Genomic DNA, 20,750 nt, shown 5'->3' on the forward strand with positions numbered 1-20,750 from the left:
CAGGCTCCCATATCCAATTTTACCATTTAAGAATTATCGAAAGCGATGAAAATATTGAAACTGATGGCGATGGTTTCGCTAACAACGCTGCTATGGTCTTGCGGCAGTGATGATGAGGTTAATCCTGATGAGTTTGGCACCTTTCAGCTGTATTTTGAAAATAAGGTGGGTGCCAATAGCATCACGCTGAGAGCCCCTGGTTCTACCGACTATGATTACGAAACTTCCGACGGGGAGCCATTCAACCTTTCCAGTCTCGGGTATTATGTGAGCAAAATCACTTTGGAGGGCCCAAATGGCGAGTACTTTCAGGATGAAATAAGTGTGAATGCTGATGAAGCGAAAGGATACTACCTCCTGAAGGAGAGCAACTCCATTTCACGCAATATTCTACTGGAAAAGGTGCCTGCCGGCACTTACGATCGGATCACTTTTACCATAGGGGTAGAGGAAGACGGAATGAAAGAAGGGGCCGCAGGTGGCGTATTGGATCCTGCTGCCGGAGCCTGGTTTTGGAATTGGAATGCAGGTTATATCGGGCTGATGATGGAAGGTACTGCAGAGCATTCAGGTCAGGCTTACGTAGACCATGGAAATGGAGTAGAGGTGCTTGAAAAGACCTTTGGTTTCCATGTAGGTGGTTGGAAGGATGTAACTGATAATGAGAATTTTGTCAATAATATCAAGACAATCACTTTAGAGTTTGGGACCACTGTCACGGTGAACCCGCACCTATCTCCATTGGCACATCTGATCACAGATGTGCTGAAGGTATTGGACGGAGCAGAAGTGGATTTTAGCACGACCTATTCTATCCATTCCCCAAAAGGAGGTAAGGTGTTGGCTGATCAGCTTTTGAATGCTTTTAGTGTACATCACGTGCACCAGAGTACCAGTAGTCATGATTGATCTCTTGAAAAAGTACCCGGCATACAGCTGGGTACTTCTTTTGATTTTAGGGAGTTGTAGCGGAGAAAGCATAGATCCCGGGGAGGAGTTCTACAAGTTCGAAAAGCCTGCGCATTTCCCCGAGCCTACATATACCTTTGAAAACAACCCGGTAACCAAAGAAGGTTTTGAATTGGGGCGGCGCCTTTTTTTTGACCCTATTCTTTCGAGAGACAAAAGTGTGTCCTGCAACAATTGTCATCAACAGTCGCGCGCATTTGCAGACATGCCTCTGCACGGCATGAGCATTGGGGTGGACAATCAGGCAGGCTTTCGAAATGCGCCCATGCTGGCGAACCTGGCTTTCATGAGAGAGTTCTTTTGGGATGGCGGGGTAAGCCATCTGGATTTCGTGCCAATTAATGCGATCGAGTCGGATGTGGAAATGGATGAGTCTCTGGCCAATGTGGTGAGCAAGCTCAATCAGGATGATCGATACCCCGGATTGTTCAAAGAAGCCTTTGGCGTGGATGAGGTCACTTCTCCTTATCTGTTGTATGCGCTTTCTCAGTTTACCCTCCTGATGGTATCTGCTAATTCCAGGTATGACCAATACATCCTTGGAAAAGGTGAGCTGTCTACGGAGGAGCTTGAGGGGATGCAGCTATTCGATCAGAAATGTGCTACTTGTCATTCTGGAGAACTGTTCACAGATTTTTCCTATAAAAACAATGGACTCAGTAGTTCATTCAAAGATCTTGGTCGTGGGGCAATTACCGAGGATGAGGCGGACTATGGGAAGTTTAGGGTACCAAGTCTGAGGAATGCGGAGATCACTGCCCCGTACATGCATAATGCCCGGTTTTCTACCCTGGAAGAAGTGCTGAATCATTACGAGCAGGGAATTAAAGGCTCGCCTACATTGGATCCCATTTTCATGGAAGATGGCAAGGTGAAGGGGATTGCACTTACGGAGGACGAAAAAATAAAGATCATTTCATTTATCAAAACATTAACGGACAGAGACCTGATCTCGGATCCAAAATTTCAAAATCATGACTAAACACCTTTACCTATTCATTTTGGCCGTTATGCTGAGCCTGAGCGGTCGGGCCTGCGATGTTTGCGGATGCAGCTTGTCGGGGCTTTATTTTGGTTTTCTACCCAACCAGAACACTCATTTTGTGGGTGTAAAATATAGCCATGCCTCCTTTAGTGCGTCGATCGATAACGATGGGTATTACTATGAAGATGAACATTCAGAAGATACCTATCAGCGCTATGACCTGATGGGCAGGTTCAGCCTCGCAGAGCGCTTTCAGGTGCGCTACCTGATGCCCTACATGATCAATAATATGGAGGGTTCTCATCAAACTGTACACTCTGAGGGAGTAGGTGATCCGGTAGTGGTCATTTACTATTCACCGTTCAATACCGGGAATGATTTCAGTCGGGCGATCATGCATTCGCTGAATGTGGGCGCAGGACTGAAGGTGCCTGTGGGTGAATTTGATAAAGAAGATAACGGGGAGCTGGTCAATCGTAATTTTCAGCTCGGATCAGGAAGCCTTGATTATGTACTTTCTGCTAATTATACCATTCGTCATGGAAATCTTGGGATCAATGCAGAGACCTCTTTTAAGATGAATACCCCCAACACTCAGGCCTATCGTTTCGGCAATCAATTTAACCTGAGTGGGAATGCCTTCTACTACCTTGAAATGAAGAAGGTCTCACTGGTTCCGTTTGCAGGGGTCTATTATGAGGCTGCGGATCGGCATAAATATCATGACATCATAGAGGCCAATACCGGGGGTAGTTCTCTCCTGGGTACTTTTGGTGTTCAGCTTTTTGCCGGAAGGGTGACTACCAATGTTCAGTATCAGGTGCCCCTCATACAATCTTTCAACACCGATGACTTTGCTGAGATTGAAGGCGGAAACAGGCTCACAGTGGGGCTCTACTACAGCTTTTCATTCAAAAACAACCAAATGTAAGAGGAGGATGATCCCTTAGCAGACTGCCCTCATTGGGGCGGTCACAGCACGACGGATTGGATGCCCTGAATCACCTGATTCATCTCTTCTTTCACGATTTGAACATCCGCAGCGGTTGTTCGCCAATTGACTAGTGCTGCCCTGATACCGGCCCTGCCATTGAAGGACGTGGGGGTCATGAATACTTTTCCTCCATCATTGAGTTTGGACAAGAAGGTATTCACATCTGCCTCGCTGCCATTTTTCAGAGTAAAACAGACAGTATTCAGGCGAGTGGGTGCCAGTAGTTCAAAGGCCTCACTGTCCGCTATGAATTGTCCCAGCTCCTGAGCCATGTCGATGGTGCGCTCTACGATCTCCCGATACCCCTCCTTGCCATATGCAACAAGGCTAAACCATGCCGCCAGGGCCTTGAAGCGCCTCGAGTTTTCCGGAAGAAAATTGAGGTAGTTGAAATTTTCGTTCGGGTCTCCCAGGTAGGGGGCGTTGGAGTTTTGAAAAGTGTCCACCTGATGCAATGTGTGCTCTTTTCGGGTAAAGAAAAAAGCGCTCTCATACGGCACATTGAGCCACTTGTGACCATCTATGGTAATGCTGTCTGCACGTTCCCAGCCTTCAATGAGGTGCTTGTGCTTGGGACTGACGGCTGCAAATCCGCCGAAAGCCGCATCGATATGCCACCAAAAGTCGTGTTTCTCCCTGAGTGCGGAGATCGCTTTCATGTCGTCAAAGTCCACGGTATTGACGGTGCCACCACTGGAGATCAGAATGAAGGGCTCACCGTCGAGCTGATGGATGGCCTCTTCCAGCTTGCTGATGTCGATCGCCTCACGCGTGGGGTTGATGGTGGGTATCCTGGTCACCTGGCTACTGCCGATCCCCAGCATGGAGAGGGCTTTGATGGAAGAGGAGTGTGGCACTGCCGAGAGTATGTGGATGGGCCTGGAAATACCCGATTTAGCAATGTCATAACCTTGCTTTCCACCCACCCACTGCCGGGCAGCTCCCAGACAGGTGAAGTTGGACATGGTGGCTCCGGTGACGAACCCACCCATAAAGTCATCGGGCAGATCGAATAACTCCAGCAGAAGCCGGATGGTTTCGAACTCTACGATCGCTGAGACATCCCCATGGCCCTTGGTGGTCTGGGTGTTTTGGTCATAGATGGTGGCCAGGAGATCACCCATGAGCGCAGCAGGAGTAGAACCGCCGGTGACAAAGCCCCAGTACCGTGGCCCGGATGAGGCGACCATTAAGGATTCAAAGCGGTTGATGAACTCATACAACGCTCCTTCGCCACCCACCCCAGATGTGCTTAGGGTCCTTTCCGCAGGTGGATCAAAAGACACTGAGGTGGGCGTTTGATCCAAATTGGACAAGTAAGTCAATCCTTGTAACAGGGTGTCGCTCAGGAGTTTATTGAGGGTGAGCAAATCTTCTTTCAGGATAGTATTCATGGTTGGATGTGTTTTAGACCTAAAATTTATTTTCGTTTCATAATGCTCCAATAATCAAAGCGTTGCAGCCAGGCTGCCCAGCTTTTTGAGGGCCTGATCTACCGCCTCGTCAAAAGGTTTGCCGAAGCTGATTCGGAAGTAGTTTTTATAATCAGCCCGGGCGAAGAACATCTGACCCGGAGCTATGACAATGCCTGCTTTAACGCCCACCTGGTAGAGTTTCAGTGCGTTTTTATTCTTGGAAAGCTCCAGCCAAAGGACGAATCCGCCCTGAGGATTAGAACTCGCGATTTTTCCCGGGAAGTAATCGAAGATGGCCCGCTTATACTGCAGGTGCTGTGTTTTGAGGGCACTTCTGAGTTTTTTCAGATAAAAATCATACCGGCCATGGGTCAGGAAGTGGGCAATAACTGCCTGGCTGATGGAGGAAGTGGAGATGTTGGTGACATATTTTCGCTGGACAAATTCCTCGTGAAACCGGCCCGGAATGCACCAGCCCACACGAAAACCCGGAGCGAGGGTTTTGGAAAAGGAGGAGCAGTAAATGACCCATCCGTCTTCATCAAAGCTTTTGCAATTTTTGGGTCGCGGTTCTGAAAAGTAGAGCTCCCCGTAGATGTCATCCTCTATGATAGGAATCTGATGCTCAGTGGCCATGGCCACCAGGCGCTGCTTGTTTTCATCAGGAACCAATGAGCCGGTGGGGTTATTGAAGTTGGGTATCACCACAATGGCTTTAAGGTCCTGATGATGTATGACTTGCTCCAGGTCATCGAGGGAGATACCGGTGGTCGGGTCAGCAGGGATTTCTACGATTTTCAGTTTTAGGTGCTGGATCAGTTGTAACAATCCATAATAAACCGGGCTCTCCAGTGCAATCGTATCTCCGGGCTTGGTGAGTATGCTCAGACTGAGGGCAATGGCCTCCATGCATCCATTGGTGATAACCACCTCACTTTCAGCTATGACGCAGCCCCAGTTCAATCCAAACTGGCAGATGCTTCGCTTGAGTCCCGGATGACCGGTGGTGTTTTCATAAGCAGTAGCTGCCCGGGGGTCGTTCAGGTAGCTCTTTTGAATGCTCTTCTTGAGGCCACCGATAGGTAAAAGCTCGGTAGAGGGTACTGCGGTACTCAGATCGAGATGGTCCGGGTGGGAGAGTTTGGTGGCTAAAAATTCCAGGATCAGGGCCTGGTTGGAAACCTCACAGGCATCTTCGTTTAGCAGCTGACTGCTTGGTGGCTCTGAGTCCTGGAGGTGATACCTGACATAGTAGCCCGATTTTGGTCGGCATTCGATTAACCCTTCCGACTCCAGGTGGTAGTAAGCTTTGAATACGCTCGCATTGCTGACACCCAGCTCACGACTTGTCTGCCGGATGGATTGTAGCCGGTCCCCGGTTCGAAGTGAACCCAGCCTGATGGCGTCCCGAATATTATCGGCGATGGCTTCATATTTAAATCTGTTTTCCTGCATACGAACAGTTGGGTTTTTCTAGATATAAACCAGGACAGATCAAAATAAACGAATGCTGAGCGCTTGTGGATACCTGAACCCCTTAAAACTCAACTGATCCGGTCAAATTATTCAAAACTGTAACTGTTTGATGTGTGTGTCATGGTGATGGAAACGAACATGCCATAAAAATGCTCCCGTTGTAAATGATGGGTTTTGATCTTACCTTTAGTGATCAGTCTGGTATGAACTGAAACTGTTTTAACCCAACCACATCGCCATGGAAAGTGCCGTCAATTTTTTGTCATTTATCAGTTTGATTTATGTGATCTTACCCATTCTGTTTCTGATCGGACTGGGGATCTACCTGGCGGCAGGCAAGCCGGTGCCCTCTTCCGGATATGAAAAAATCATCGAGATCAGCAAATGGTATATCGTGTCGGTGGCACTTGTTTTCTCTGGAAATCTGGTGAAGGATGGTTTTACCGAAAGGGAAACAGGGATCAAGGAGATGCAGGTTTACGACAAGTATGTGGACCTGATCCTGGAGGCAGACAACATAGAGAAGAGGTGGAAGCTGGCGGAGTACTTTGCGACCGTCACACCCACAGATCGCCTGAGGGAGCGATGGGTAGAGTATCAGGGCAAGCTGCAGGACGACTATGATGAGTATAAGAAACTGTTGGCAGACGAGCAGAAACTTGAAAAACTGGACACCTCTGCGACAGATCCCGAGTCGGCATTGGAAATCATTCAACGTCAGAAAGCCGTGTATGAGCGGCCTCTCGTCTCTAAGGAGCCCACACCTTTTCGGGTGGATATTTTCTACCTGGAAGAAACGATGGCGAGCCGTGACTCCAAAGGAAAGGCGAACCAGCTGGCTCAGCAACTGGCCTCCACAGGGTACCTCGTCAAGGTGAAGAAGCTGACCACAGCTAAAAATGCTGAAGCAGGCTACCGGGTGAAAAACAACCAAATCCGCAGTGAGGCGTCAGAACTGGATGTAGCCTCGGGCGTCAATGCCCTCATTGGCGGGGAGTATGAAATAATAACCATCAGCTACAAAACCCCCAATTACATCAGTGTTTTTGTGGTTGATTGAGGGTACTAAGAGGTTTGCATTCACATATCGATCGCTTGATGGTGACAACCTCGGAAAGGGCGGAGGCTATACAACTTCCAAGCATTATTTATCGCAACACCGGTAAATCAGCCCTGGTGGGAGCAAGGGAGTGCAGCAGTACCACGCTTTTAAAAACCCAGCTGGCACGATAACATTGTTTAAAACTCGTCGTTCAATGGTTCATGAACAGGTTAAAAGTGTTTTTCTGGTTATGCGCCGGAGCAAATAGAGAGATCTTATCCAATTGTCCTTCTGAGTCGAGTAAATATGTGGGAATAGGGGCCACCATATTCTTCACAGGCATTTTTGCAGCGCTGGCCGGAGGCTATGCACTCTTCACCGTCTTTGACAGCTATTGGCTGGCCGCAGGCTTTGGCATTCTGTGGGGGCTCATGATCTTCAACCTGGACCGGTTCATTGTTTCCAGCATGCGCAAGAATGGCCAGCCCCAGCAGGAATGGCTGCAGGTGCTCCCCAGGCTGGTGCTGGCGCTGGTCATCTCCATCGTGATCGCCAAACCTCTGGAGCTCAAGATTTTTGAAAAGGAAGTCGACAGCGAGATCACCTCCATGATGCAGGAGGACCTGGCCCTGAAAGAACTGACCGTGAAGGAGCGCTTCTCGGCCACCAGAGCGCGACTCAGTGCGGAGGTCCAATCACTCAAGGACGAAATACTGGCCAAAACAGCGAGCAGAAATGAACTCCGCCAAATCGCCCGGGAAGAGGCAGATGGCACGGGCGGCACTCAGCAGCGAAATGCCGGACCGATCTACCAAATCAAAAAGGCAGATGCCGACAGGGTAGATGCCGAACTGCAGGCGCTCATCGCCACCAACACTCCACAGATTGCTGAAAAAGAACAGGCCATCACCGAGCTGAATACAAGGGAGCAGACAGAACTCTCCGCCACCGAAGCGGGACAACTGACCGGGCTGGCCTCACGGATAGAGGCACTGGACCGCCTGACCACTAAGAGTTCAGCCATCAATGTGGCCAATTGGTTTGTGATGCTGCTATTTCTGGTGGTGGAAACAGCGCCTATTTTCGTGAAACTGATCTCCCAGCGCGGGCCCTATGATTATGTGCTCAAAACCGAAGAATATGGCTTTGAGGCCTTCCACTATGAGGACCTGGCCAAGGTGAATGCCACGATCAAGAATCGTTCTTCTAAACTCACCAGCGAAGAGGCTGAGTATGTGAACAGCCGGTTGCAGCTGGGGTTGGATAGGTCATAGGGTGCTGCTTAGCACAGTTCTCATAAGTTATAAAGACATCCTACAATAAAGGCCTGATGACCCCTGACGCTATTCAGGGAGGATGGTCACAATGACCCTTTTGTACCTCGACAGCTGAGGCTCGCCTCTATCCGTCACCTTCACTATGAAGTGGGCAGTTTCCTGCTGATCTACTTTCGGCGCTGTGAAATATGCCAGGTGCACATTCTCAGCACCGTTCACCTCTATTGATTTTTTGTAAGTACCAGCCTCGGGATAGTGATACCATAGAAAACTGAAACTATCTCCATCGGGGTCTGTGGTGTCAAAGGCATCCAGCGTAAAGCCGGCACCGGATTTCACCGTGATTTGCTCGGGATGGGTCAATACAGGCACAGGCGGGTGATTGGCTGCCTCATACGACATGAAGCACCAATCCATGCGGGCAGCAAAGTCATTTTGAAAATCATCGCGCCAGCGCCATAGCGTGACCTTATCGTCGGAAAAAGTAACACTGTCTGGCTTTACTGAGCGACCATATTCGTTGGGCAGGTAGGGGGTGTAGCGGTCGATGGCATTGGTCCAGATGGCTCTGGTCTCAGGTGCTATGGTGACGATGGAGCCGCCTTCCTTGGTCTTGGAAAAATCAGGCTGATAAAGTTCATAGCGACCACCCCAGCCACCCCACTCGGGATGCTCGGGTTCGTTGAGCCCATTGGGGATCAAGGAGAGAAATGCTGGCGTATCACCTTCTACACCCCAGGCCACATCAGGATATGCTGCCCCCAAAGGGCCATGATTTTGCTGGATGTTTTGAGCGATCCAGCGATTGCTGATGGTGGTGTTGTCAATGCCCTGCACATAACTATTGATTCCTGTCCAGGTGGCGCTGCCATAGTCATCGCCGGGACTCACGATGTAGAACAGGTCGGGAAAATTATTCCTGATCCAGATGCCACTGTCATCCTGATCAGAGATGGTGTAGACCCTGAGTCTCGAAACGTATTTTTTGACTTCAGCTTCTGTTTTGGTTTTTCGGATTTTGTACAATGCCTGAGCGAGGGTATTGGCACCTCCCCAGGTGGAGATCCATAGTGGGCGATCATCTTCCTGCTCCAGTATTTTGATGATCCACTCTGACCCTTCAGAGTCCATTCCATCACCTACACCTTCCATGCCGTACCTGGGCAAACCTTCCTTGACCATCGTCGAGAGTGTTTGAGTCTCAGGAAACCCGGCCTCATGTTTTAGAAGGTTGGGTCGTATTTCACCATAAGCATCAATGATTTTATGAATAGATGCCGGATTTACTTCAGAAGTGTGCCAGCAGGAAGTGGTCGCAATGATTCCCTGGATGTCTATTTGATTGGCGTACAAAAACAAGCGCACCAGTGATTGGCTGTCATCAGGATCAGCTTCTATGTCAGTGAGTATAATTACCCTGTTTTTTTGATAATCCTGAGCATACAGTGTTTGTGAAACAAGGAGTAGCGAAAACGCGCAAAGCGATAAAACAGCCCTTGGGATTTGAAGAAACATCATGTCGTAGTTGATTGATATAAAACATCAGGATGAGCTTGCCTCGGAACGTCCCTTTGGCCATCAGCTCAGTGAAGCGAAGTAAATGAAATGTGACAATAAAAACAATCGATTGCGTGAATGATCATTGAAATTTTGTCACGTCCTGCTTTAGCTTAGAATTGCTCAGCTGTGAGCTCCCGATTGATGACTGCACCTGTGAGGTTTCCGGTATATACCGCTGTGGCCACTGAGCGCATCATGGCCGAATTGTCACCACATGCGTAAACACCGCCGATGGTAGTTTCCTGTAAATCATTCACTTTGATGTATCCAGGTTCAGTGAGTTCGCAGCCCATCGATAGCGGTATGTCCGAGTGTTGTTTGAAGGGAAGGGCCGCGTATAATGCCCGAAAATCTGATTGCCTCCCGTCTTTGAAAAGCACATTTTGGATTTGCCCGTTTTGATGCGCTATTTCGTCAATTTCAGTTTCTACGATCTCGATTTTGTTTCGGTCCAGTGTGGCCATTTGGGTAGCTTCAAAATCAGCTTTCCCTGAAGTCAGGATGGTGAGGTTGTCGGTCAGGTTATTCACCAGACCCGCCAGGTGAAAGGCCCTTTCGCCATTGGCCATAATCCCGGTCTTTTGGTTGCGAAACTCATAACCGTGACAATAGGGACAATGGACGACGGAAATGCCCCAGCATTCTGCAAAACCCTTGATGTCAGGCATGATGTCTTTGATGCCTGTAGCAAAGACTAGCTTCCTGGCATGAAACACTTCGGCAGTTTGAGTGGTGATGGTGAAACCGCTTTTGGTTTTCATTCCGCTGACAGCAAGTCCGTTGAGGAACTTTACAGTCGGATATTTCAAAACCTGTGATTTGGCCCTGGACGAGAGCTCTCCCGGAGTAACTCCATCCTGTGTTATGAAATTATGAGAGTAGGGTGTTTGCCGATTGCAGGCAAATCCACTGTCAATGATCAATACGTTGCGTAAGGAGCGACCCAATGCCATGGCGGCAGAAAGGCCTGCATAACTGCCGCCTATGATGATCACATCTGAAGTTTCATGCTTGTTCATATCACTAAATTCTATTTATGCAATAGAAGAGTACTCGACAAGCGCAGCGAGACGCCCTGCTGCTATTCTATCATTGTCTCTTTTATGCAATATTGTTGCGTTTATACTTTGGTAAAGATCAGTATTTGCAACAACATTGCAAGAACAAAGTCCGGTAATTTTTAAGAAGAGATAATATTTCTTTGACGGAATGGCTTCAATGTCTCCAATAATGGGTTGATCCGAATTTTCGAACTTCAGGAGAACTGTTATAACACACTTGAACTTTAGAACTGAACAGGGTTTTTTGACATTAAATTTTAACAAAACAAACTGGATAATCACAAGCCGGTAGCAGATTTTCTGGGGAGCCACACCTGGTGGCTCCCTTGCTTATGTGTGGGTAATGTCATGAAGGTGCAACTCACTCAGAAACGTAAATTCAGCTTTCACAGGGTAGGGTTATTATCCCTCTGATCTTTATAAGTGAAATAACCTCTAATCAATATGTTGAAAAGAAGTGCCTTTCTGCTACTCACTATCATAGGATTTACAGTACAAGCTCAGAACGTAGATGTCTTTGGTCCACAGCCTTTTCGTGAGATTTTGGATAACGAGTTCCCAATCAATTCATGGACTCCATCGGCACCTTCTGCGGTAAAAAACCTCCAGTACTTTTTGTTACTGGACGCAGAAACAAAGTCGAATGTAGTCACCCTGTCAGATGACAACTCCACCCTTGCAATATCTTCGGTAGGTGACGTTATACACACCTACGGAACTGTATTAAGAGGTGTATTACAGATCGTAGATATTAACTCCGATACGGATGATGATTTCGCTAATAAGTATCGAATGGTTCCTTTATTGCATAGCTATTTTGCACTCAATTACTCATCCGGGAGCTCAGAGGTTTTCGCTGTGGATGTGGGCTCTTACTATGTGGAGGAAGCCACAGGGAGCGGATACCTTGTGGTGGAATTTGATGGGACTCCGGATGCGGTGATACTGAGTGCTTCCGGCCAGTATACCTACAATGGTACTACTGGTCTTCAGGAAGAAAACTCGAGCTGGACGCGACAGTGGTTCGTATTGGACAATGGAAAACTCTCTTTAACGGGGGATGAAGCTGACGCCACTACTTTTTTCATGGCCGATGCTCGTGATCTGATCGATAACATAATTGACGATGGGTCGGATTTTGACCCCTCGGGCATAGATTGGCAAACCAACCCCTTTGCGGCGTATCCGGAAGGCCTTTGGAAATATGAAGAAAGTGATTTTAATGGCTCATTTCTGATGGACGTGGACGAAGCTTATATGCCGCAGTTTGGTGATCATGAGAGCACACTTGATGCCGCTGTGGAAGCCCTCAATGAGATCGAAAGCACGCTGACCACCAACGGTGAATCCCTGCGTTATGACAAGGAGGTGTATCTGACTTTCCGTGAAAACCTGCTCTCAAGGACCCTCTCATTAACAGATATCTATAATGGCCGACTCAATGAACGGTTGGTAGCTTATGTGTATTTTACCAATGCAGCCGATGATTCTGGCGCGCATCATCCCTTTATGGTGATCGCCTCACATAATATTTCAGATAGCCCAAATTACTTGATTGACGTGTCGCGACCTCCGGGAGATGGATCCGGTGGGGGCTATGCAGAACAATCAATCACCCGAAACGCAGTGTTGGGCTATTTTCTAATCAAAATACCTCTGAAAGATTATGGGGTAATCGATCAGTTAACGGACAATGACCTGAGTCCTTATGGAATACTGGCAGATGAGCTGGATACTGATCCTTCGGACTATGATGTGTATAACTATGTAGGTCCAAGCTCCCAGGCCATCGCCATTGATGGTGTGGTTGTCTACCCTGGGTATAACAACAATCTACGCTTTGCTGCCGAAGATGGTGAGATCACCAGTACCGGGATTCACGTTGGAAGGGGAATGGGATTACACTATCATGCAGATGGACATGGTTTTAACCAAAACGGGCTTAATCTTTATAATCTGGCAGATTATGAGGGGAAGAATCACCCACCAATGATTGGGTTTGGTTATGATGGCCTTGTGATGTTTGGTCGGTATGAAGAAGGTTATGCCTCCATGGCGGGTTATGGTGAGGCACTGGATGATTATGGAGGACACGACCATGATGGATTTGGGTATCATTACCATGCTTTTTCAAAATCCTTTGAAGCCCAGGGACCAGTAGGAGGTGAGCCCATACCTTTCACACAACATTTTTTCAATGTGGGTGCCTGGCGAGGTAATATCAACGGCATCCCTGGTTTTTTGGAGGTAACTCCACAGCAGCTGAAGAATGAGGACATAGGCAGATATGCCGGAGCCTCCTATGAGTCGGGCGAACCAGGCCCTGGCTCGGTAGAGGTAGAGGCCTGCGAAAGTTATGTGTGGGAGGGAACGACCTACACCACTTCAGGTACCTATACAGTTACATTGACCAACGCCTCAGGTGGGGACAGTCTGGTGACGCTGGAACTTACCATTTGGGAAGAACCTGTTGTCTTGGTGACCGCAAGCGATGGAGTGCTCATGGCAGAAGAGCAGGAGGGAGTGACTTATCAATGGTATGATTGTGAAAAAGATGCTTCAATTGAAAATCAAACCAATTCATCATTTACCCCGATGGGACCCGGGAGTTTTGCCGTGAATGTTTCAAATGGTCCCTGCTCTGTCTTATCGGCATGTGTGGAGGTAGATGAGACGATTCTCAGTACCGAACCAGCCAATGGGATATTGGTTTACCCCAATCCGGTAACCACCGACTTTCGGATTTTGGGCATTTCTGAGCCAACCCGGGTCACGGTGATGAGCATCTCCGGTCAGATCATTTCACAAATCACTGACATCAACTCTGACACGGATATCCCAGTCCCCAAACCTCCGGGGGTTTACCTGATTAAGATTGATCTGGGAGATAAAGTACTTCTGAAGAGAATAATCACGACTTTCTAATCTTTCGGTCTTTCGGGATTGACCTGAGAAAATCTTATTAACCATTAGCGGATGGTTGATTTGATCATGTGGCTTTAGTGAAGGTGTGAAAGGTAGATTCAGAATAAGTGTGGTGGCAGCTGATTTATGGGGAGTCACAGCCGATGTGCTCCCCATGCTTTGTTATGCCCGGTTGCGAATTCCAGGTTCAATCGGGTTGTGATTTAGTCGACCAACTCATTCAGTCTGGACCAGCGGTCTTCTGGTATAGTTGAAACACCAACAAACTGAAATTTTCCGAACACGCTGTCCGGGGCATTTTGCTTCACCTCATTAAACAGTTGGTGCTTTAATCCAATTCCTCAAGTAGTTGGGAATTTGCTTTCATTATTTTTGATTCCAGGTTATACAAATCTTCCAGTACTGGCATGAGCCCTTTTTGCGCTCCGCTGTAAACCAGTTGTACGGCACTTTCACTTGTTTTTAAGTAAGTTTCGATCAGCGCATTGACGGTTCCCAGCTTTTCAACCAGCGCAATGTCCATCTCCGTAATAGTGCCTGTGGCTTTGGCAAGATCCCATGACTGATTATTCAAGTCAGGTATTTTAAGCTCTACATTTCCCAACCCCAATACCTGTAGGGTGCCCGCTTCCAGCTTGAGGTCAAATACGCTGTTATCTAGAATTAATACACGATCACCACCTTCTTGCACTACCTGTACAGTGTGATATTCCTTTTGTCCAAAAAGTAAAGCAGTTTTAAAAAAATCAACCAGTTTGGAGTTATTGTTTACATCAAAATCCAAGTCGGATGTTGAAACCGCTAGCAGGAGATTTTGGTTTGAATATAGTTTTTGCAAAAGGTCTCCACGATAGGTATGAGACTGTCTGATCAGTGAATCATTCCTTTGTACCTCCTTAAGAATGGATTTTTCAACCTTCACAAGATTGGCATTTAATGCGGAAGATTCGCGCCAACCATTTAATACCAAAGCAAGAATTACGGCAAAAACGACGGAAACAAACTCTAGAATTAATTGCTGTTTATTGATCTTATTTTTCATGGTTTAACTATTTCGCTCATGATCCTAATACTCTGCTAGTTCAGTGTTTTCAAAAGTAAGCTGGGTTTCATTCAGATGGTCAAATATGTGTGAGGTGTCATAATAGCTCATCTGAGATCAAATATGCAGTTTCGTATCTGAAGCCCAGAGTAGTACTAAACTAGTGAATTTTCTAATACCCTCACCCAGACATAAAAAAGGCGCCATTTGGCGCCTTTTTAGGTTAGCTGACTCAACGAGATTATTAAGAATAAAACGCCCTCATAACCCCTGACCATCAATGGATTCCGGTATTCGTTCTGCGCTATGCTCGGTCCGAAACCGGATGACGTTAAGGGATTGAACGAACTAGTATCGTTCATTCCGGTTTGCAAGGCACGAAGCAATACCGGAATCTCATCCGATGCAGTGTCCTTTAGCGACTCGCTGCGCTCAAACAGGCTGGTAATTGATCATCCAGTTGATGCCGTACTTGTCCTGAAATGACCCGAAGTACGCACCCCAGAACATATCTTTCATGCCCATCTCCACTTCGCCTCCTGCTGACAGCTCGTTGAAAAGCCGGTCGGCTTCTTCTTTGGAGTCAGGTTCCAGGTGGATGTGCATGTTATTGCCGGCGTTTACTTTGAATCCCATGCTCTCCGGAGCATCTGTCGCCATCAGTCGGTGACCACCCAATATCGTCAACTCCACGTGGATGATCAGTTTCTTGGTGGCCTCATCCATTGGGGGCTGGCCCGGGAAACTAAAATCTTCGAATCGCTGTAATCCGCGTCCGGTAAACTCTCCTCCAAACACTTTTTGATAGAACCGGAAGACCTCTTCTGTATTTCCGGGGAAGTTCAGATAGGTGGCTACACCAGCCTTGTTGGTGACCTTGTTTTCCTTGCGTAGTTTGAACTGTGTACTGATGTAGTAATCCAGGTTTTCCATGCCCATGGCCAATCCTTCTTTGAAGCCCATTTCTACAATTTTTTCCAGGTCTTCGAGGCTTTTATAGGTGATGGTGATAGTCACCAATGTGCTGTCACCTTCGAAATCTGCGAAGACATTGTGCCAGTGAGAGCCCGGATGGATGTTATTGATCTTCCCATCACTGTCACAAAAAGCGTCCGTTGCTTCATAGCTTTCCTGGGGGTTCACACTGCTGTAGTCTGCCCGGCACCAGTGGATGTCGCCCTTAGGTCCTTCCATGTAATACAGCCAATATCCACCTTCCCTGAAGTCCATGGTCTTGGTGTTGCATTTGTAGGGTTTGGGCGCCCACCACTGGTCGAGGATCTCGGCGGTGGTCCAGGCTTTCCAGACCACATCACGTGGTGCATCAAACTGGCGCTTTATGTGCATGGTGTTGTTGGACTTATCCACGGTAAAGTCCATGAAAAGAGTAGGGTTCATTTGTTTTAATGTTTGGTGTTCAATTAATTTTTGTTGCTTTTGAGTTGAGCCAGGTATTGATCCAGGTTGTCAAATCGGTTTTCCATGATTTGCCTGAACTGCTCCAGCCATTTTTCTATGTCTTTCATCTTGTTCACATTGAGGTGGTAGTGAATTTCTCTTCCTTGCTGCTCCTGCGTGACCACTTCGCATTCCACCAGCACTTTGAGGTGCTTGGATACTGCCTGTCGGCTGGTGTCGAAGTGCTCCGCAATGGCATTGGGTGTCAGGGCGCTCACCGCCAGCAAGAAAATGATGGCCCTGCGTGTAGGGTCTGCGATGGCCTGGAAAACATCGCGTCGTGTAGATTTATGCTTATCTGCTACCATATGGTTGCTAATATACGTGCAACTTTTTGGTTGCACAAATAATGGGAGAGATTTTATTTAAAGACAAGCCAGAATCAACCGCGCTAAATAGGAGAGGCGTATCACTTTTGAGGGTCCTGTCTCAACTAGTTTTGCTCGCTGCCATAGGTGGAAGGGGAGCAATGAAACATTTCCTGAAACGATTTGTAGAAGTAAGACCGGCTATTGAAGCCCGTCATATAGATAATTTCGGATACGTTGTACTCTGAGTTGGTTAGCAAAAAAGCTGCTTTCTTGAGCCGGTACTGATTGATCAGTGCGTGTGGTGTTTGTCCCGTAAGGGCCCTCACTTTCTTATAGAGAGAGGTTTTGCTCATCCCCAGGTGGTTGGCGAGGTGCTGTGCATCCAGTTGAGGATCATTCATCTGATCTTTGATAAACTGATCCATGAGTTGGAAAAATTCATCGTCTTTGGCACCTATCCCAAACGAGGCAAACTCCTTTTCATGAGGGGTGTAAGCATCAAATTTCTTTTTAAGCACTTCGCGGGTGCTGATGAGCTTTTCGATCCTGACCTTCAGGTGATCGGGATGAAAGGGCTTGGGAATGTAAGCGTCTGCTCCGGCTTGCAGGCCTTCTATGCGTTCCTCCATTTGTCCCTTGGCCGTGAGCAGGATGACCGGAACGTGGCTGATTTCTATTTTCGTTTTGATGGCTTCACAGAGTTCGTAGCCACTCATCTCTGGCATGATCACATCACTGATCACCAGGTCAATTTTCCGGCTGGCCAGGATGCTGAGGGCTTCTTTTGCCCTGGTGCAGGAGGTGACGTTGTATTGATGTGAGAGCAGGTCTTTCAGCAGGTTCAGAATCTGTACGTTATCATCTACGATCAGCAGGTTATGCTCGTGGCGCTCCAGACTGATGTTGATCAATTCCTGATCGAGGCTGTCTTTATGATAAAATTCGGCCTGTACGTGTTCATGGAGGCGGGTAAGCATGGCATGGTCGACCGTGTCCTCTGCCACTTGCTCTTGTGTCGGCAGGCTGGCAGGAAGCCAAAAGGTAAAGTCGGTGCCTTCGCCAGGCTGACTTTGGACAGAAATGTCGCCATGGTGAAGGTTGATCAGCTTTTTGGTCAGGGACAGACCTATGCCCACACTGTTGGTGCTTCCTTCCTCTTTCTCATGATGCAGGCTGGTAAACCGCTCAAACACGCGGGCAAGCTCATGCTCCTGAATGCCCATGCCATTGTCCTTGACACTGAAGTAGATTTTCTCTTGCTCGGCCCATAGTTTAATGGCTACTTTACCACCCCGATCCGTGTATTTGAGTGCGTTACTCACCAGGTTGATAAGGATTTTCTCCAAAATATCCGAGTCTACCTGAGCATAGAGCTCCTCGGGTGCTTCATAGGTAAGAATGATCTCTTTTTCCAGTGCATACTGCCTGAAGGATTGCAACAGCTCTTCGGCAAAAGCAATGATGTTGATGGCGCGAATGTTCAGTTGTTCCTTGCCCATCTCCACTTTTCTGAACTGGATGAGTTCCTGAATGAGCTTTTGTAGCCGCAGGGAGTTTCGGTAGATGGTTTGGATGGGCGTGTGGAGTGCCGGTTTCTCTTTGGTCTTCTCCAGCAGGGAGACTGCTGGTCCCAGGATCAGTGTGAGCGGAGTCCGAAACTCATGGGCTATGTCAGTGAAAAATTCCAGTTTGTATTTTTGGATGGATTCAGCTTGTTCTTTTTTCAGGCGTTCTATTTCCAGGGCCTTTTTGCGCTTCGATCGATTCCTTGATAGCTGTATCAGCCCAATTTGGGACAAGACCGCCATAATCACATAAATGGTATAAGCCGTATTGGTAGCCCAAAAGGGCGGATCAATGGTAATGAGTACCGTACGCTCATGTGGGTTCCAATCTCCGTTTTCATTGGAGTTGTTCAAATGGAGTTGGTATTCCCCCGGAGGAATGTTGGTCAGGTTGATCATGGATTGTTTGCCAATGATGTTCCAATCATTGTCGAAGCCCTCCAGAAAATAACGGTAGCTACATCGCTGCTTATGCCAGTAATCCAGGGTAGTGAACCTGAGGCTGAGAAAATTCTGGTCATAATTGAGGTGAATTTCCTTCTGCAGATCAATATGAGTCTGTAAAATGCCCGTGCTGTCGCCTGGGGCAATGCGCACATTGGATACCAGTAAGTCCGTGATGGCCAGGCGAGGGAAAGCCGTGCTGGTATCCGTCTTGTTTGGATCCACAATGTCGATGCCTTTGGTGCCTCCGAAATAGAGCTGATGGTTTCCTTTCAGCTGAAAATAGGCTCCATCGGTGTATTCGTAGTTCAGCAGACCATCTGTCCAGTTGAAGTTCTTGAAAGTATTGGCATTGGGCGAAAAGGCAAAAAGGCCATTGTTGCTGGACAGCCAGAGTCTGCCGGACTGGTCCTGTAATATTCCGTGAATGGTGTTGTTGGCCAGTCCGTCACTTTGGGTGTATTGATCTACCGTGAAATTACTCAGGTTCACCTGATTAAGTCCACCGCTGGTACCTACCCAGAGCTTGTTTTGTTGGTCGATGTACAGGCTCAGGATGTCGTTGTTACTCAGGGCATACCGACTGGTTTCGTCAGCTTGCAGGTTGTGGGTAAACTTTCGGGTGAGGGTGTTGTAGCGATACAGGCCTCCGTTTCGTGTGCCAAACCACAGGATGTTGGGTTCTTCTGAGGTAATGGTGTAGACGATATTACTTCGGATAGAGATTTCACCGGGAGTGTTCTTTTGGTCAGGAGAGATACTATAAGATTCGTTTAGCCGATATGCTCCGGTACTGGTTTTCTCAATATCCATATAGATAATGCCATACCCACTGGTGCCCAGCCACAAATGTCCATAGGCATCGAAGAATACCTTGTATACCGATCCGAAATAGAGGTCTTCCGGCTGATTGGTAAAGTCCCGGGGGAAATGAAGGATCCGGCCCGTGCGCTGCTCGATCATGTCCACACCCTCACTATCCAGCCCAAGCCAGATATTGCCATGTTTGTCAGGAGTGATGGAAAGCACAGTATTACCGTTGAGCCCGTTGCTTTTATTTAGCACCCTGGTTTCGCTTCGGTCTGGTGAGATGATGTTGAGTCCACCGCTTCTTGTGCCGGCGTAGAGCTGATTGTTCGGGTCGATGTAAATCGATCTCACAATGCTATTAGAAAGCTTTCCATCAGCAGGGCTGCCTTCACTAATGGGATAAAATGAGCGCTCTTTGGTGAGGTATTTGTAAACCCCGTCACCGTCGGTACCCAGCCACAGGATGCCTTGCTTGGAGGTGTGAAGGGAGAAAATTTTCAACTTTCGCTTACTGAGGCTGGGGATCATCCCGCTGAGCGAACGGTGTGTGATCTGATCATCGGCCAGACTGACTTCCAGCAGCTGACCATCATCCGTACCTAGCAGCAGCCGGTTGCCATCACTACTGCTGCCTACCCCTGTTATCTGTGCAGATTGGGTATTGATCTCAAATGAATTCGCGACCCGATTCTGATACAATTCTTTGATGATGAGTCGATCTATGGACGGCTGATAGAGGTAGAAGTAGCGCTGGTTGAGGCTCACAAACTGGTGAAACCAAACCTTGGGTGACCACTCCAGATCGTAACTCACCACAGGCTTTCCATAAGTGTGCGAGTACAGTTTGCCTTCACCATTTGATAAGTAAAGTGTGTTTTGAAAAGCGCCAACACTGTGGATGTTTTGTCCTACTTGCTCATCAATGGCTATTTTCTCGAAGCGATCGGCTTGCTGGTTGTATTGGGCCACGCCCCAGCCTACAAGACTTATGTACAAGGTGGAGTCTTCGGATAAGGTGGCTTTCAGGTTATTTTCAAGAAAAGGCAGGTCCTTGAGGTCATTGAAGTAGCGGTGAAAGTGATCCAGTTGATGATCGTACCGATTGATGCCATCATGGGTGACAATCCACAGGTTGCCAAATTTGTCTTCCAGGATTTGCCGAACCACGTTGTTGCTAAGGGAGTGCTCATCTTCTGCAATAGGTTTGTAGCTGATGATTTCATTCCCATCATAGCGATTGAGGCCATCCCACGTACCAAACCATACATAGTCCAGATGATCCATGTAGATGGCGTTGATGGCGCTATTGGATAGTCCCGATTTCTTGTCTACATGTTGCAGTGGCCATTCCGTTTGACCCTTGGTTTCGAGACCAAAGATCAGGACCAGCATCAAGCCAAGGGTTAGATGTTTCGT

14 protein-coding genes are annotated in these 20,750 nt (G+C 47.8%); 6 read left to right on the top strand and 8 right to left on the bottom strand.

Annotated features, from left to right (window positions below; translation table 11 throughout):
• Window positions 1-45 precede the first annotated feature (45 nt).
• From GV030_RS02980 to GV030_RS02990, 3 genes are read left to right on the top strand one after another with little or no spacing between them, the layout of a single operon-like run.
• Entirely contained in the window at window positions 46-909 is an 864-nt protein-coding gene (locus GV030_RS02980; RefSeq protein WP_159579655.1) for an MbnP family protein, read from the top strand.
• Window positions 902-1,951, top strand: a complete 1,050-nt coding sequence (locus tag GV030_RS02985) for a cytochrome-c peroxidase (RefSeq protein WP_159579657.1) — start codon at window positions 902-904, stop codon at window positions 1,949-1,951. Before GV030_RS02980 ends, GV030_RS02985 begins: the two co-directional genes overlap by 8 nt.
• On the top strand, window positions 1,944-2,885 hold the full coding sequence (locus GV030_RS02990) for a hypothetical protein (protein ID WP_159579659.1): 942 nt from the start codon (window positions 1,944-1,946) through the stop codon (window positions 2,883-2,885). The genes GV030_RS02985 and GV030_RS02990 overlap by 8 nt, the downstream gene beginning before the upstream one ends.
• A gap of 41 nt (window positions 2,886-2,926) precedes the next feature.
• Here the strand turns inward: GV030_RS02990 and GV030_RS02995 are convergent, their stop codons facing one another.
• Window positions 2,927-4,342, bottom strand: coding sequence for a pyridoxal-dependent decarboxylase (locus GV030_RS02995; RefSeq protein WP_159579661.1), 1,416 nt, complete (start codon window positions 4,340-4,342; stop codon window positions 2,927-2,929).
• 54 nt (window positions 4,343-4,396) lie between these two features.
• Window positions 4,397-5,818, bottom strand: a complete 1,422-nt coding sequence (locus GV030_RS03000) for a PLP-dependent aminotransferase family protein (RefSeq protein ID WP_159579663.1) — start codon at window positions 5,816-5,818, stop codon at window positions 4,397-4,399.
• 259 nt (window positions 5,819-6,077) lie between these two features.
• Here GV030_RS03000 and GV030_RS03005 point away from each other — a divergent pair, with 259 nt between their 5' ends.
• Window positions 6,078-6,899 (top strand): hypothetical protein, encoded by an 822-nt coding sequence (locus GV030_RS03005; protein ID WP_159579665.1) that lies wholly within the window; start codon window positions 6,078-6,080, stop codon window positions 6,897-6,899.
• 203 nt (window positions 6,900-7,102) lie between these two features.
• Entirely contained in the window at window positions 7,103-8,155 is a 1,053-nt protein-coding gene (locus GV030_RS03010) for a DUF4407 domain-containing protein (protein ID WP_159579667.1), read from the top strand.
• A gap of 69 nt (window positions 8,156-8,224) precedes the next feature.
• On the opposite strand, the gene GV030_RS03015 is transcribed toward GV030_RS03010, so the two are convergent.
• Both GV030_RS03015 and GV030_RS03020 read right to left on the bottom strand, forming a co-directional pair.
• Window positions 8,225-9,676 carry a DUF1593 domain-containing protein gene (locus GV030_RS03015; protein ID WP_255465042.1) on the bottom strand — a complete coding sequence of 484 codons (1,452 nt, stop codon included), beginning with the start codon at window positions 9,674-9,676 and terminating at the stop codon, window positions 8,225-8,227.
• A gap of 152 nt (window positions 9,677-9,828) precedes the next feature.
• Window positions 9,829-10,737, bottom strand: coding sequence for an NAD(P)/FAD-dependent oxidoreductase (locus tag GV030_RS03020; protein WP_159579669.1), 909 nt, complete (start codon window positions 10,735-10,737; stop codon window positions 9,829-9,831).
• A 486-nt stretch (window positions 10,738-11,223) separates the two neighbouring features.
• On the opposite strand from GV030_RS03020, the gene GV030_RS03025 reads away from it, so the two are divergent.
• Window positions 11,224-13,704, top strand: coding sequence for a T9SS type A sorting domain-containing protein (locus GV030_RS03025; protein WP_159579671.1), 2,481 nt, complete (start codon window positions 11,224-11,226; stop codon window positions 13,702-13,704).
• A 328-nt stretch (window positions 13,705-14,032) separates the two neighbouring features.
• On the opposite strand, the gene GV030_RS03030 is transcribed toward GV030_RS03025, so the two are convergent.
• From GV030_RS03030 to GV030_RS03045, 4 genes are all read right to left on the bottom strand, one after another.
• On the bottom strand, window positions 14,033-14,746 hold the full coding sequence (locus GV030_RS03030; RefSeq protein ID WP_159579673.1) for a hypothetical protein: 714 nt from the start codon (window positions 14,744-14,746) through the stop codon (window positions 14,033-14,035).
• Between the two features lie 432 nt (window positions 14,747-15,178).
• On the bottom strand, window positions 15,179-16,144 hold the full coding sequence (locus GV030_RS21675; RefSeq protein WP_159579675.1) for an SRPBCC domain-containing protein: 966 nt from the start codon (window positions 16,142-16,144) through the stop codon (window positions 15,179-15,181).
• 23 nt (window positions 16,145-16,167) lie between these two features.
• Window positions 16,168-16,512, bottom strand: coding sequence for a helix-turn-helix transcriptional regulator (locus tag GV030_RS03040; RefSeq protein ID WP_159579677.1), 345 nt, complete (start codon window positions 16,510-16,512; stop codon window positions 16,168-16,170).
• A 125-nt stretch (window positions 16,513-16,637) separates the two neighbouring features.
• On the bottom strand, window positions 16,638-20,726 hold the full coding sequence (locus GV030_RS03045; RefSeq protein WP_159579679.1) for a hybrid sensor histidine kinase/response regulator transcription factor: 4,089 nt from the start codon (window positions 20,724-20,726) through the stop codon (window positions 16,638-16,640).
• Between the last annotated feature and the right edge of the window lie 24 nt (window positions 20,727-20,750).

The sequence above is a fragment of the Marinoscillum sp. 108 genome (assembly GCF_902506655.1).
GTDB classification, from domain to species: Bacteria; Bacteroidota; Bacteroidia; order Cytophagales; family Cyclobacteriaceae; genus Marinoscillum; species Marinoscillum luteum.

What these genes read in the sequence shown, in the direction of transcription:
- GV030_RS03040 (WP_159579677.1), bottom strand. Translation starts at nt 16,512, where the DNA reads ATGGTAGCAGATAAGCATAAATCTACACGACGCGATGTTTTCCAGGCC.
- GV030_RS02995 (WP_159579661.1), bottom strand. Translation starts at nt 4,342, where the DNA reads ATGAATACTATCCTGAAAGAAGATTTGCTCACCCTCAATAAACTCCTG.
- GV030_RS03030 (WP_159579673.1), bottom strand. Translation starts at nt 14,746, where the DNA reads ATGAAAAATAAGATCAATAAACAGCAATTAATTCTAGAGTTTGTTTCC.
- GV030_RS03000 (WP_159579663.1), bottom strand. Translation starts at nt 5,818, where the DNA reads ATGCAGGAAAACAGATTTAAATATGAAGCCATCGCCGATAATATTCGG.
- GV030_RS03010 (WP_159579667.1), top strand. Translation starts at nt 7,103, where the DNA reads ATGAACAGGTTAAAAGTGTTTTTCTGGTTATGCGCCGGAGCAAATAGA.
- GV030_RS02990 (WP_159579659.1), top strand. Translation starts at nt 1,944, where the DNA reads ATGACTAAACACCTTTACCTATTCATTTTGGCCGTTATGCTGAGCCTG.
- GV030_RS02985 (WP_159579657.1), top strand. Translation starts at nt 902, where the DNA reads ATGATTGATCTCTTGAAAAAGTACCCGGCATACAGCTGGGTACTTCTT.
- GV030_RS03015 (WP_255465042.1), bottom strand. Translation starts at nt 9,676, where the DNA reads ATGATGTTTCTTCAAATCCCAAGGGCTGTTTTATCGCTTTGCGCGTTT.
- GV030_RS03005 (WP_159579665.1), top strand. Translation starts at nt 6,078, where the DNA reads ATGGAAAGTGCCGTCAATTTTTTGTCATTTATCAGTTTGATTTATGTG.
- GV030_RS03025 (WP_159579671.1), top strand. Translation starts at nt 11,224, where the DNA reads ATGTTGAAAAGAAGTGCCTTTCTGCTACTCACTATCATAGGATTTACA.
- GV030_RS21675 (WP_159579675.1), bottom strand. Translation starts at nt 16,144, where the DNA reads ATGAACCCTACTCTTTTCATGGACTTTACCGTGGATAAGTCCAACAAC.
- GV030_RS03020 (WP_159579669.1), bottom strand. Translation starts at nt 10,737, where the DNA reads ATGAACAAGCATGAAACTTCAGATGTGATCATCATAGGCGGCAGTTAT.
- GV030_RS03045 (WP_159579679.1), bottom strand. Translation starts at nt 20,726, where the DNA reads ATGCTGGTCCTGATCTTTGGTCTCGAAACCAAGGGTCAAACGGAATGG.
- GV030_RS02980 (WP_159579655.1), top strand. Translation starts at nt 46, where the DNA reads ATGAAAATATTGAAACTGATGGCGATGGTTTCGCTAACAACGCTGCTA.